The organism is Streptomonospora litoralis, from assembly GCF_004323735.1.
Lineage (GTDB): Bacteria > Actinomycetota > Actinomycetes > Streptosporangiales > Streptosporangiaceae > Streptomonospora > Streptomonospora litoralis.
Genome location: NZ_CP036455.1, coordinates 5,711,939 through 5,724,192, shown reverse-complemented (window position 1 = coordinate 5,724,192; position 12,254 = coordinate 5,711,939). Strand labels below are relative to the sequence as shown.

14 protein-coding genes are annotated in these 12,254 nt (G+C 69.4%); 9 read left to right on the top strand and 5 right to left on the bottom strand.

Features of this window, described 5'->3' with window-relative positions:
• The first annotated feature begins 802 nt into the window (after positions 1-802).
• From rpmH to EKD16_RS24430, 9 genes are all read left to right on the top strand, one after another.
• On the top strand, positions 803-946 hold the full coding sequence (gene rpmH / locus EKD16_RS24470) for a 50S ribosomal protein L34 (protein WP_131101828.1): 144 nt from the start codon (positions 803-805) through the stop codon (positions 944-946).
• Between the two features lie 90 nt (positions 947-1,036).
• On the top strand, positions 1,037-1,468 hold the full coding sequence (gene rnpA, locus EKD16_RS24465; protein ID WP_131101827.1) for a ribonuclease P protein component: 432 nt from the start codon (positions 1,037-1,039) through the stop codon (positions 1,466-1,468).
• Positions 1,465-1,770: a membrane protein insertion efficiency factor YidD gene (gene yidD / locus EKD16_RS24460; RefSeq protein WP_131101825.1), complete on the top strand. Its 306-nt coding sequence runs from the start codon at positions 1,465-1,467 to the stop codon at positions 1,768-1,770. Before rnpA ends, yidD begins: the two co-directional genes overlap by 4 nt.
• A 28-nt stretch (positions 1,771-1,798) precedes the next feature.
• A complete protein-coding gene (gene yidC / locus EKD16_RS24455) occupies positions 1,799-2,743 on the top strand; it encodes a membrane protein insertase YidC (RefSeq protein ID WP_131101823.1) in 945 nt (314 codons plus the stop codon).
• 141 nt (positions 2,744-2,884) lie between these two features.
• Positions 2,885-3,394, top strand: coding sequence for a Jag family protein (locus tag EKD16_RS24450; protein WP_242677487.1), 510 nt, complete (start codon positions 2,885-2,887; stop codon positions 3,392-3,394).
• Positions 3,395-3,620: 226 nt separating this feature from the next.
• Positions 3,621-4,340 carry a 16S rRNA (guanine(527)-N(7))-methyltransferase RsmG gene (gene rsmG / locus EKD16_RS24445; RefSeq protein WP_131101819.1) on the top strand — a complete coding sequence of 240 codons (720 nt, stop codon included), beginning with the start codon at positions 3,621-3,623 and terminating at the stop codon, positions 4,338-4,340.
• Positions 4,341-4,516: 176 nt separating this feature from the next.
• Positions 4,517-5,353, top strand: coding sequence for a ParA family protein (locus EKD16_RS24440; protein WP_207391633.1), 837 nt, complete (start codon positions 4,517-4,519; stop codon positions 5,351-5,353).
• A gap of 19 nt (positions 5,354-5,372) precedes the next feature.
• Positions 5,373-6,314 carry a ParB/RepB/Spo0J family partition protein gene (locus EKD16_RS24435; RefSeq protein WP_131101815.1) on the top strand — a complete coding sequence of 314 codons (942 nt, stop codon included), beginning with the start codon at positions 5,373-5,375 and terminating at the stop codon, positions 6,312-6,314.
• Positions 6,315-6,524: 210 nt separating this feature from the next.
• Positions 6,525-7,199 carry a peptidoglycan recognition protein family protein gene (locus tag EKD16_RS24430; RefSeq protein WP_131101813.1) on the top strand — a complete coding sequence of 225 codons (675 nt, stop codon included), beginning with the start codon at positions 6,525-6,527 and terminating at the stop codon, positions 7,197-7,199.
• A gap of 184 nt (positions 7,200-7,383) precedes the next feature.
• On the opposite strand, the gene trxA is transcribed toward EKD16_RS24430, so the two are convergent.
• The 5 genes from trxA to EKD16_RS24405 form a co-directional block, all read right to left on the bottom strand.
• A complete protein-coding gene (gene trxA, locus EKD16_RS24425; protein ID WP_131101812.1) occupies positions 7,384-7,710 on the bottom strand; it encodes a thioredoxin in 327 nt (108 codons plus the stop codon).
• Between the two features lie 76 nt (positions 7,711-7,786).
• Positions 7,787-8,719, bottom strand: a complete 933-nt coding sequence (gene trxB / locus EKD16_RS24420; protein ID WP_131101809.1) for a thioredoxin-disulfide reductase — start codon at positions 8,717-8,719, stop codon at positions 7,787-7,789.
• 282 nt (positions 8,720-9,001) lie between these two features.
• Positions 9,002-9,937 carry a hypothetical protein gene (locus EKD16_RS24415; protein WP_131101807.1) on the bottom strand — a complete coding sequence of 312 codons (936 nt, stop codon included), beginning with the start codon at positions 9,935-9,937 and terminating at the stop codon, positions 9,002-9,004.
• Positions 9,934-10,554: an RNA polymerase sigma factor SigM gene (sigM, locus tag EKD16_RS24410; protein ID WP_131102917.1), complete on the bottom strand. Its 621-nt coding sequence runs from the start codon at positions 10,552-10,554 to the stop codon at positions 9,934-9,936. Before sigM ends, EKD16_RS24415 begins: the two co-directional genes overlap by 4 nt.
• A gap of 8 nt (positions 10,555-10,562) precedes the next feature.
• On the bottom strand, positions 10,563-12,098 hold the full coding sequence (locus EKD16_RS24405) for a protein kinase family protein (protein WP_242677156.1): 1,536 nt from the start codon (positions 12,096-12,098) through the stop codon (positions 10,563-10,565).
• Positions 12,099-12,254: the final 156 nt, after the last annotated feature.

Sequence of the window (12,254 nt, the reverse complement as noted above, 5' to 3'; positions counted from 1 at the left end):
GGTGACCTGCCATGGTTCGTCCCCTTCTCACTGGTCTCCTCAATGCGCCGTAGGGCCTTCGGTCGCGTCGGCGGATGTCCGCACGAGAGCCGGACGTTCCATTCTCCCCGCTGTGTGGACGGCTGTGGGACCCGGCTGCGCCGAGACAACGGGCACGGTCTGTTGTGGGTAACCTGCGGTGTTCTGTGGATCGGTTGTGTACGACGGAACGCCGCGCGTGGGCGTCCGGATCGGGCCGGGTACGGTGTCCCTCCACAGCTTCTGGGCATCATCCACATGTTGTACACGGGGTTTTGCACAGCCTGGCAGATGCGCACCGCGCATGGAGAGTTATCCACAATTCGCAGATCACAGTGGTTGCAGTGCGTGTTCACGGGCTGTGGAAACCGCCCCGGGGAGGGCCGCCGGCGGCGCCGGTCGCGGCTCGCGCGTCATCCACAGCTTAGGGGCGGCACCCACAGATGCACAGCTTGTGGAGAACGTGGCCGTGTGGTTGTCCACAAGCTGGGGAAAGGCGCTGCTGTGCGGTCGCCGGTCCGGTGTCCTGGCAGGTGGCGGCGGGGATCGATTTGACCGGTGCAAGGGCGGCCCGTATGTTCGATATGCTTAGGTCGCTATCAGTCTGCGCTCGCGGGAAGGCCCGGCGTCCCGTTCCAGCGGCCTCCGGTGCCGCGGCACCCGCGTCCGACGCGGGACCGCCTTTCCCGGTGGACGCCCCTCGGCCCCGAACGAGCGCAGACGCCCGTGCCCCGCTGCCGTGGGGCAGCCGTAGTACTTCGATTACACGCCCCTGGAGCCTGCAGTGAGCAAGCGTACGTTTCAGCCGAACAACCGGCGCCGCGCCAAGGTCCACGGCTTCCGGCTGCGGATGCGGACCCGCGCCGGACGCGCGGTCGTCGCAGCGCGCCGCAAGAAGGGGCGCGCGCGGCTGACCGTGAGCCAGTAGCGGCCACGGTCGACCGATCGATCAGCGGGCCGGCTGTCCCCTGCGGCAGCCGGCCTTCGTTGTGCGTTCACCCCGCCGAGGACCGATCCGATGTTGTCGCCCCAGAACCGTATGCGCCGCAGCACCGAGTTCTCCGCCGTGCTGCGGTCCGGTCGGCGCGCCGGCCGCGAGGCGATCAGCGTCGCCTTCCTGCCGGCGCCCGCCGACTCGGCCCAGGCGGAAGCAGCGCCGCGCGTCGGCTTCGCCGTGGGCCGCCAGGTGGGCAAGGCCGTGGTCCGCAAGCGGGTGCAGCGGCGCCTCCGCCACCTGATGCGGGCGCGGCTCGGGGATCTTCCGGCGGGTAGCCTGCTAGTAGTGCGGGCCAAACCCCTGGCCGCGTCCCTGGGATACGACACGTTGGCCGCGCAGCTCGACGGTGCCATCGCAGCGGCGATGCGTCCTCGGAAGAATGCGACACGCCGTCGCAAGGGGTCGAGTGCACGGGAGAGCGGGCGCGGCGGCGGGGATCTGGCGGGTTCATGACTGAGGAGCGACCGACTCGGGCGGCGAGAGCGCTGGTGGTGCCCATCCGTGGATACCAGCGTTTCATCAGCCCGCTCCTGCCTCCTGTCTGCCGTTTCTTCCCCTCGTGCAGCGCCTATGCGGTGGAGGCACTCCACGTGCACGGCGCGCCGCGCGGGTCGTGGCTGGCCGCGCGCAGGATCGCCCGCTGCCACCCGTTCCACCCCGGCGGTCTGGATCCCGTCCCCCCGCGTAGGGATGCCGCCGGGCGGGGGAGCGCGTCGTTCGACCCGGGAACCGCACCGGAACCGCCCGGGCAGTAGCTGAACCGAAGGAAAAGGGAGTTGGCCGGTGCTGGACTGGCTTTACAACATCGTCGGCTGGGTGCTGATCGAGATCCACTCCGCCCTGACGACCGTCGGGCTCAACCCCGATAGCGGCTGGGCGTGGGGCCTGTCCATCGTCACGCTGACGGTCCTGATGCGGCTCATCATGGTTCCGCTGTTCGTCAAGCAGATGCAGACGCAGCGGAAGATGCAGGATATGCAGCCGCAGCTGATGAAGGTGCGGGAGCGCTACAAGAACGACAAGCAGCGCCTCCAGCAGGAGCAGATGAAGCTCTACCAGGAGAGCGGCACCAACCCCCTGATGGGCTGCCTCCCGCTGCTGCTGCAGATGCCGGTCTTCTTCGCGCTGTTCAACGTGCTGCGCAACGTCGCCCAGGGCACGGCCGCATACGGGTTCACCCCCGAGCTGGTGGAGAGCGCCCAGAACGCCGCTATCTTCCACGCCCCGCTGGCGGCTCAGTTCCTCATGAGTAACCAGGAGCTGGAGCAGTACGGCGCCAACCCCATCATGGCCAAGGCTGTCATCGTCATCGCCTGTGTGATCATGGGCACGACGACGTACCTGACGATGCGCCAGAGCATGAAGCGCAACCCGATGCAGGCGTCGTCGGACAACCCCATGGCGCAGTCGCAGAAGATCATGATGTACCTGGCGCCGGGCTTCGGCCTCTTCGGCCTGGGGATGCCGATCGGTGTGCTGATCTACTGGGTGACCTCGAACCTGTGGACCATGGGCCAGCAGCACTTCCTCTACCGCAAGCCGGTCAAGGACGGCGAAGAGAGCGCCGCGGACGCCGCGAAGACCGCCTCGCCGAACGGATCCGCCAAGGGGTTGCTCGGCAAGCGCAAAGAGAGCGCGCCAGAACCGGTCGAAGAGCCTAAGATCGAGCGTAGGCAGCCGAAGAAGCAGTCGCGGGCCAAGCGCACCGGCGGCAACCCGCGCAAGTAGGGCCATCGGGAGAACCGGAAGATCGCGCAGGCAGTACCACGCCCTGGAGGCGCGCCTTGCGGTTCCCGCTCAGACGTTAGGAGACAGTTCGCTGTGAGCAACGGCAACGAGGACGGGGCGGACGAGCGCGGGAGCGTCGCCGTGGCGGAGGCGCCGGCGGCCGAAAGCCAGACCGAGGAGAGCACGGTCGACGTCGCGGCCCTGGAGCGCGAGGGCGACATCGCCGCCGACTACATCGAGGGTCTGCTGGACATCGCCGACTACGACGGCGACATCGACATGGACGTCGAGGGCGACCGTGCGCTGGTATCCGTCGTGGGCGCCACGCTCGACGAGCTCATCGGCGACAACGGCGAGGTGCTGGAGGCCCTTCAGGAGCTGACCCGGCTCGCGGTCCACCGCACGACCGGCAATCGCAGTCGGCTGATGCTCGACATCGGCGGCTACCGCGACTCCCGGCGGCAGGCGCTTTCGCGGCTGGGAGCAGACGCGGTCGAGGACGTCAAGAAGTCCGGTGAGGTCAAGCCGCTCTCGCCGATGACCCCCTTCGAGCGCAAGGTGGTGCACGACGCCGTTGCCGCTGCGGGTCTGCGCAGCGAGTCCGAAGGCGAGGAGCCCAACCGCTACGTGGTGGTCTACCCGGCCGAATGAGGCCGCCGCACTGCTGCTTGGCGCATCAGCGGCAGCGCACGCCCGCCCGGTGGATGCGGCTCCACCGGTACCGTTCCGGTTTCACGTGAAACATCCATGTCCGGCGCAGGCGCCCCTCACGCATAGGATCGTGGGGGGCGCTTCTGTATCTACTTCCCTGGATTTCTCTCCATGTCGACCTGTCGATTCATCGCCGACCGGTCTGAAAGGGACAAGGTGGTGACTGATGGCCTCGGGTGCTGAGGGGAAGGTGGCACCGCCCGAACAGGCCCAGCATGTCTTCGGAGACGCGCTACCGCTCGTGGGGCGGTACGCGGATCTGCTCGCCGACGCCGGAGTGGAGCGCGGCCTCATCGGTCCACGCGAGGTGCCCCGGCTGTGGGAGCGGCATCTGATGAACTGCGCCGTGATCGAGGAACTCGTGCCCGAGGGGGCGCAGGTCGTCGATATCGGCTCTGGCGCCGGACTTCCCGGCGTGGTTCTGGGTATTCTGCGTCCGGATCTATCGGTCACTCTGCTGGAGCCGCTGCTGCGTCGGACGGTCTTCCTGCGGGAGTGCATCGAGGATCTCGGTCTGCCCAACGTCGAAGTGCGCCGCGGTCGTGCCGAGGAAGTCCACGCGCACCTGCGAGCCGACATCGTCACCGCCCGCGCGGTCGCCCCGCTACCGCGGTTGGCCGCGTGGGCGCTGCCCCTGCTGCGCAAGGGCGGCAGTCTCCTGGCGCTGAAGGGCGAGCAGGCGGAGAGTGAACTCGCGGAGGCGCGCGGGGATTTGTCGGCACAACGCCCCTGCGTTGCTGATGTGATTCGGGTCGGGCGCGGTAAAGTCGAACCCGCTACCACGGTTGTTCGCGTGACGGTCACATCTGAGAGCGATCATTCCGGCGCGTCCAAGCCGCGACGCCCTTCAGGTGGATCCAGGAAGAAGCGCGGACGGAAGAGGTGAAGTCATTCGTGCCCCAGAACCAGTCCGACGGCGCATATGTTTCACGTGAAACTCCGTACTGGGAGGACCATGCCATGACTGCCGAGGTTTCACGTGAAACGGATGTGGACGTGATCTCCGCACCGGACGCCGAGGTGGAATTCGATACGCCCATCGCCCGTGCCGCCCGCGCGGCCATGTCGGTCCGGGGGCAGGGTGACACTTCGTGGCCGCGTCCCGGCAAGTGTCGCGTGATCAGTGTGGCGAACCAGAAGGGCGGAGTCGGCAAGACGACGAGCACCGTCAACCTCGCGGCGTCTCTGGCCATGCACGGCAACCGCGTTCTCGTCGTCGACCTCGACCCGCAGGGGAACGCCTCGACGGCGTTGGGGATGGAGCGCGACGCCGACTCGCGTTCCATCTACCACTGCCTCGTCGAGGACGAGGAGATCCGCGATCTGGCCCATGCGGTCCCCGATATCGACAACCTCTGGTGCGTCCCCGCCACCATCGACCTCGCCGGCGCCGAGATCGAATTGGTCTCGCTCGTCGCGCGCGAGTCGCGGCTTAAGCGGGCGTTCTCCGCGTACGACAGCAGCGAACTGGACTACATCTTGATCGACTGCCCGCCCTCCCTCGGGCTGTTGACGGTCAACGCGATGGTGGCGTGCGAGGAGGTGCTCATCCCCATCCAGTGCGAGTACTACGCACTGGAAGGTCTCGGGCAGCTGCTTCGCAACGTGGAGCTGGTGAAGTCGCACCTGAATCCCGCGATGGAGATCTCCACGATCCTGCTCACCATGTACGACGGGCGGACGAGGCTGGCATCCCAGGTTGCGGATGAAGTACGCGGACACTTCGGCGATCTGGTACTCAAGACATTGGTGCCCCGGAGCGTCCGTGTATCGGAAGCGCCGAGCTACGGGCAGTCCGTGATGACCTACGATCCGGGCTCCACCGGTGCGGTCTCCTATATGGAGGCGGCGCGCGAGATCGCTCACCGGGCGAAGATGGGCGCCGGAAACCGATCATGAGACGTGAAGGGAGACGTCGGTGAGCCAGCAGCGGCGCGGTCTGGGCAAGGGCCTTGGCGCGTTGATACCCCAAGCGCCCGAGTCAGCGAGCCTGGACGCTCCGCCCGACGTGGGCGCGGAGCAGCCGGCCGAGGCTCAGGCCATCGGGGGCGCCTACCTTGAGGAGATCGAGGTCGGTGCGGTCACCCCCAACCCGAGGCAGCCCCGCCAGCACTTCGACGAAGAGGCCCTGGAGGAGCTGCGCGCATCCATCGCCGAGGTCGGGCTCCTGCAGCCCATCGTCGTCCGCAAACTCGAAGGCGGGCGCTACGAGCTCATCATGGGCGAGCGCCGGTGGCGGGCCAGCAAGGAAGTCGGCCTGGAGACCATTCCGGCCATCGTCCGCGAGACGACCGACGACGAACTGCTCCGCGACGCGCTACTGGAGAACCTGCACCGGCAGCAGCTCAACCCGCTGGAGGAGGCCGCCGCCTACCAGCAGCTGCTGGACGACTTCGGCGCCACCCACGACGAACTCGCCAAGCGGATCGGCCGCTCACGCCCGCACATCACGAATACGCTGCGCCTGCTCAACCTGTCTCCGTCGGTGCAGCGCCGCGTTGCTGCCGGGGTGCTGAGCGCCGGGCACGCCCGCGCGCTGCTGTCCGTCGAGGAGTCGGAGACTCAGGACCGCCTCGCGCGCCGGATCGTGGAGGAAGGGCTGTCCGTCCGGGCGCTGGAAGAGATCATCACCCTCGGCGAGACCGACGAGAAACGGTCGTCACCGCGTCGCGCACCGGCGCGCAGCGCTCCCAACCCGGAGATGGAGGAGTGGTCGCGACGCCTCTCCGACGCCTTCGACACCCGGGTGAAGATCAACCAGGGGCGCAACAAGGGAAAGATCGTGGTCGAGTTCGCCACGCGTGAGGATCTGGAGCGCATCATCGCCGCGATGGCACCGAACTCGGCCACCGAAGAGTAGCGTTCTCTCCCGAGTGGAGACTCGCCGTTTTGTCGACACGTCGGCCAAGCGCTTTCTCCGGCGCCGAACGACGCGGCGCCACTCCACGGCCGGCGGCCGACGAGTGGCGGAATGTTTCACATGAAACGGGGGTGCGGACCGCGCGGTCCGCACCCCCGTTTCATGTGAAACACGAACACCTATGGCATCCGCAGGAGGCGTAGGGATCTGATGAGCACTGCGACACGGGGGACGCTGGCCGCGGGTGACCGCGGCCGCGCGGCAGGCGCGGTGGGCTTCGACTATGTGCGCCGGGCCGGGTGGGCCGCGGATGAGCGGTTGCGCTTCGACCCGGCGGGAACGGAGCGGTGGCCGCGGGACCACCATCCGGTGCAGACGGTCACGGTGCACCACACGGCATTGGCGGTCGCCCCCGACCCGGCGGAGAGCATGCGCTCCGTCTACCGCCTGCACGCCGTGGAGAACGGCTGGGGCGACATCGGCTACCACTTGGTCATCGATCCGGCGGGCACCGTCTACGAGGGGCGCTTCGCCGGGGGAGAGCCGTCGGCCTTCGGCATCACCCCCGGCCCCGAGGGCGCCCGGTGCGTAACGGCCGGGCACGTCGGCGGACACAACGCCGGCAATATCGGTGTCTGCCTGCTCGGCGACTTCACCGAGTCCGGCCCGAGCGATCCGGCACGCAAGCGGCTGGTCGAGGTGCTGAGGACGCTCTGCTCGCTGGCGGGCGTCGATCCGCGGGAAACCGTCGCCTACGCCAACCCGGTCACCGGTGCCACCGCCCGGGTGCGCGGGGTGGCGATGCACCGCGACTGGCCCGGGGACACCTCCTGTCCGGGCGAGGCCTTCGCCGCCGGTTTCGAGCCTCTGCGCGATTCGCTCTGACCGCGACCGCCCGCGCGCCCCGGCGCGCAGGAGCAGCGCCCGACACACGAAAGCGGCCCCGAGATACCGTCTCTCGGGGCCGCTTTCGTGTGTCGGACCGATCCGTCGGCGCGGCACCGGCGCATGCGGTTTCACGTGAAACCCGGCGCGGACGCCGACCGGTCGCCGGCGCCGCCGCGGGAACTCAGCCGATGAACTCTTCGAGGTCCTGGAGCAGCTTGCGCTTGGGCTTGGCGCCGCGGATCTGCTTCACGACCTCGCCGTTCCGGTAGACGTTCATCATCGGAATCGACATGACGCCCGCCTCGCGTGAGGTCTCCGGGTTCTCGTCGGTGTTGAGCTTGACGATCTCCAGCTTGTCGCCGTGCTCGGCGGCGATCTCCTCCAGGATCGGAGCGACCTGGCGGCAGGGACCGCACCATTCCGCCCAGAAGTCGACCAGCACCGGCTTATCGCTCTTCAGCACGTCGGTCTCGAAGCTGTTGTCGGTCACGTTCTTCAGGTCGGCCATGGTGAACTCCTCCTAGGTCGCATGGGTCTCATCGGTGGCGTGGGTCGTGGAAGCCGGTGCGCGCGGGCGGGCGGCGCTACTTGCCCAGGTCGGCCAGGTAGCGCTCGGCGTCCAGCGCGGCGGCGCACCCGGTGCCGGCGGCGGTGACCGCCTGGCGGTAGTTGTGGTCGACGACGTCGCCCGAGGCGAAGACACCGGGGATGTTGGTCCGGGTGCTGGGGAAGTCGACGGCGAGGTAGCCCTCGGAGTCGAAGTCGAGCTGGCCCTGGAAGAGCTCCACGCGCGGGTCGTGTCCGATCGCGACGAACAGACCGGTGACGTCGAGCTTGCTCTCCTCGCCGGTGACCGTGTTGCGCAGCTGCAGCCCGGTCACCTTGGACTCGCCGACGACCTCGGTCACCTCGGTGTTCCACAGGAAACCGATCTTCTCGTTGTCGAAGGCCCGCTCCTGCATGATCTTGCTCGCGCGGAGTTCGCCGCGGCGGTGGATGATCGTGACCGAGCGGGCGAAGCGCGTGAGGAAGGTCGCCTCTTCCATGGCGGTGTCACCGCCGCCGACCACGGCGATGTCCTGGTCGCGGAAGAAGAAGCCGTCGCAGGTGGCGCACCAGGAGGTGCCGCGCCCGGAGAACTCCGTCTCGCCCGGCACGCCCAGCTCGCGGTAGCCCGAGCCGGTCGCGATGATCACCGTGTTGGCGTGGTGGACCTCGTCGCCGACCTTGACGACCTTCGGGGTCGCCTCCAGGTCGACCTCGGTGACGTCGTCGGCCACCAGTTCGGCGCCGAAGCGCTCGGCCTGCTTGCGCATGTTGTCCATCAGGTCAGGACCCATGATGGCGTCGGGGAACCCCGGGTAGTTCTCGACGTCGGTGGTGTTCATCAGCGCACCGCCCGCGGTGATCGCGCCCTCGAATACCAGGGGACGGAGTTCCGCGCGGGCGGCGTAGACGGCCGCGGTGTAGCCCGCGGGGCCCGATCCGATGATGATTACGTTGCGGACGTCGCTCACGATCGTCGCCCTCCGGTCGGCTCGGCGGGCAGGGCGATGGCGGCTGCCCGCGGGGAAAGTCGCTTCTCCCAACAGATGGTAGGCCCGGCTGATTCCCGACGGTGCCGGGGGACATGTCGACCTGGCGTTTCGGCGGCGAGTCGCCCTGGAACGCCAGGCCCCGGACGATGGTCGCCGTCGTTAGCGGCTGCTCCCCGTTCGCCGGCGATACTCCGTCGCACGCGAAACGGCCCCCGCCGGCGTCAGCGCGGCGGGGGCCGGAGGTTCGAGTACGGGGCGGCGTCAGGGCGCGGGAACGGTCGCCCGCGCAAGGACGGTCTGGTCGGCTGCCGTGCCCTCCGCGCCGCACTCCGGCGCGACGACCTTCACGTCGTAGGAGCCGTGGGCCTCGCTGCCCGGCTCGGAGCCGTAGTACATGACCCAGGCACCACTCGTCTCGGCGCCGGAGGAGAACTCGGCGAAGTCGATCAGTACGGGACGCACGCGGGACTCACCGGCGAGCTTCTGGACGCACGAGGAGACCTCGGAGGAGACCTCCGAGGTCTGGGGTCGGTCGCCCGCTCCCGATCCCTCAGCGTCGCCCTGAGCGCCTTGCGGGGCCGTCGTGTCGCTCCGGTCGAGCACGGCCGCCGCCTGTTCGCTCAGCCGATCCTCGGAGTAGACCGTCCCGCTCCTGACGACGAGCGGGTGGTAGCTGAGTGCGGATTCGCCGTGCGTGGAGGATTCTGCGACGCCTCCGCCGGGTCCTGCCAGCGGTGCCCCGGCCGTCTCGCCGGTGGCCAGGTTGCGCACGACGGCGGAACCGCCTCCTACCACCACGACGGCGGCCGCCGCGACCGCCAGGTAGTTGATCCACCGGTGGGAGGAGCCGAACCTGCGGTGGAGGGGGACGACACCGGCACCGTCGCCGGCAGCCGATCCGCCTCCGCCCGCGGCGGCCCCGCCGCCGGTCGAGCTTTCCGGCTCGGGGGGTCCGCCGCCGTTGCGCCGGGTGTCGGCCTCGGCCCGCAAAGCGTCGTCGAGGCGGGCCGCCACGTCGTCGGGTAGAGGTGTTGCGGGCACCTCTGCCAAGACCCGCGTTACTTCGGCCAGCTCGGACCGCTGCGCGGCGCATACCGCGCAATCGGCCACGTGCCGCTGGACGGTGCTCTCCTCGGTGTCCTCCAGCAGCCCTTCGGCCGACAAGGCGAGAGTCTCCGCGTCCACATGAGACGTCACGATGCCCTGTCACCTCCTCTCGGGGATGTGACGTCTCGCGCGTGCTCAGGGTTCCGCAGATGCGTGAGATATGGCAGAAGTCTCGCGCGGCCGCGTGCGCACCGGCTTTTCACCGTTCCGGGGGCGACTTCGAGGATCTCGGCCGCCTCGTCGACGCGGTAGCCGATCATGTCGACGAGGACCAGTGCCAGGCGCTGCTCCTCGGGCAGCCTGCCCAGCGCGGCGTGGACGTCCATCGCCGAATCGCTGCCGCCCGTGGGGTCGGGCGTGCTCGCCTTGGTCCGCTCGTTGGAGATGACGTCGAGGGTGGCGTCGTCGGTGGGGACGGCGGGGCGCACCATCCTGCGGCGCATGCGGTCGTGGCAGGCGTTGACGACGATGCGGTGCAGCCATGTGCTGACCTGGGCCTCGCCCCGGAAGCGGTGGGCACCGCGGAAGGCGGAGAGGAAGGCGTCCTGCAGGGCGTCGGCGGCCTCCTCGGAGTCGCCGAGGACACGGATCGCGACAGCCCACATGCGCTCGCGGTGGCGCTTGACCAGCTCACCGAAAGCCTGGTCGTCCCCCTGAGCGTGCCTGGACAACAGCTCCTTGTCGGGGAGCTCCTGAACCGCGTCAATCACCGTAGTCACGTTTTCCCGCGCAGCTCGACCTCGTTGACGGTCCCCCGGTATCGAACGTCGTCCCTGGGCAGACTAGTGAACCATACGACGACATAGCGGCCCGTGGCAGGTTCGGCCAGTCCGATGTCGACTTCGCCTTGCACGCCGCTCTTCTGGGCCGCGGGGGATTCGCCCGCACCGAGCGCCGCGGGATCGGCGGCATCGCCCACGAGGATCTGCAGGTCGTGCGGCCCTTGGCCCAGGTTCAGGGAGACGTCGTGCACCTCGGCGGGCTGCCCGAGGTCGACGATGAGGCCCACACCCGACTTCAGGCCGCCGAGGTCGGCGGTGTCGTAGCCCTCGGTGTGCCACCCCGTGGTGCCCTGGCCGTCGATGGCCTGGCCGGCGATCTCGTTGTGTTCATCGTTGGCATCGCTGAGCGGGTCGAAGCCGTCCGCCGACTGCGGTTTGAGCACGGTGAGTTCGGGCGCCTGGTCCTCTTGGCCGCCCGACGACGTCTGCCCGTCTTCCCCGCCGTTTCCGCCGCCTCCGCTCATGCTGGTGCCGACGGTCCACGCGCCCCAGACGACTCCGACGAACACGATCAGGGCCAGCGCGCCCACCAGGGCGCGGCTGACCGCGGGCGGCACGCCCGAGCGGCGGCGGCCCTGCTGCTGAGGGGGCGGAGGCGGGGCCTGGCGCTGCGCAGTCGGGGGCGCCTCGGAGGCCGCCTGGAACTCCCCGGAACGCCGCGAGGTCCCGCGCGGGGGCTCGGGGGTCATCGGCGCGTTGGGGGGCGACACCGGCAGCGGGACCATGCGCGGTACGTTCGCCAGGGCGTCGGCGATCTCGCGTGCGTCGGTCAGCGCGCCGCCGCGCAGCGGGGCGAGGAACGCCGAGCGGCACACCAGGTCGTTGAGGTACTGGGAGATGGCGGGGTTCAGCTGGCTGGGCTGGCACGGCGCGCCGCCGATCACCGGAGCGGGCCGCAGCCCGTTGCGCGCCTCGTCGGGCCAGTGGGCCGTGAGGGCCGCGTACAGCAGCCGGCCGAGCCCCTGGGCGTCGGCCGCCGCCGGGTTGTCCGCGCCGATGCCGCGCAGCGCGGCGTCGACGCCGATGCCGGTGACCTTGATGGCGCCCCCGAGACTCCAGATGAGCTTTCCGGGGGTGAGGTTGAGGTGGTACAGCCCGGCCGCGTGCGCGGTGGCCATGGTCTCGGCGGCCTCGGCGATCAGCCCGGCGGCGCGTTCGGGGGGCAGCGGGCCCTGGGCGAGGAGGTCGGCCAGCGACTGCCCGGCGACCCATTCCTCGACCACGTAGGGAGCGGGGCCGCTGTCGTCGGCGTCGAACACCTGGGTGACGCGGGAGTCGGCGATGCGGCTGGTGGCGCGAGCCGCCCGGACGACTTCGCCGGTGCGCGGGAAGCCCTCGGCGAACGTCCACACGGCGACCAGGCGGGCCAGGGTCTCGTCGGTCGCCTTCCACAGGGTGGCTCCTGCGGTCTGGCTTACCTGGCTGTCGAGTCGGTAGCGGCCTGCGAGACGGGCGCCTGGCTCAATCATGAAGGTGCTCATGCCGGGAGTGACGGACGCGACGGCCGCAGCGGGCCACCGCCGGGAGATGCCGCTGGAGTAGGGCCCGGGGTGGTTGCGGCCGTGTCGGTGCCTGTCCCCAACCTCCCTTCGGGCAGCTCAGAAAACTCGTGGGCGGCGGCATAG

Excerpts from the sequence above, each read along its gene's own strand:
- rnpA (WP_131101827.1), top strand. The coding sequence starts at position 1,037 with ATGTTGTCGCCCCAGAACCGTATGCGCCGCAGCACCGAGTTCTCCGCC.
- yidD (WP_131101825.1), top strand. The coding sequence starts at position 1,465 with ATGACTGAGGAGCGACCGACTCGGGCGGCGAGAGCGCTGGTGGTGCCC.
- rsmG (WP_131101819.1), top strand. The coding sequence starts at position 3,621 with ATGGCCTCGGGTGCTGAGGGGAAGGTGGCACCGCCCGAACAGGCCCAG.
- EKD16_RS24440 (WP_207391633.1), top strand. The coding sequence starts at position 4,517 with ATGTCGGTCCGGGGGCAGGGTGACACTTCGTGGCCGCGTCCCGGCAAG.
- EKD16_RS24430 (WP_131101813.1), top strand. The coding sequence starts at position 6,525 with ATGAGCACTGCGACACGGGGGACGCTGGCCGCGGGTGACCGCGGCCGC.
- trxA (WP_131101812.1), bottom strand. The coding sequence starts at position 7,710 with ATGGCCGACCTGAAGAACGTGACCGACAACAGCTTCGAGACCGACGTG.
- EKD16_RS24405 (WP_242677156.1), bottom strand. The coding sequence starts at position 12,098 with ATGATTGAGCCAGGCGCCCGTCTCGCAGGCCGCTACCGACTCGACAGC.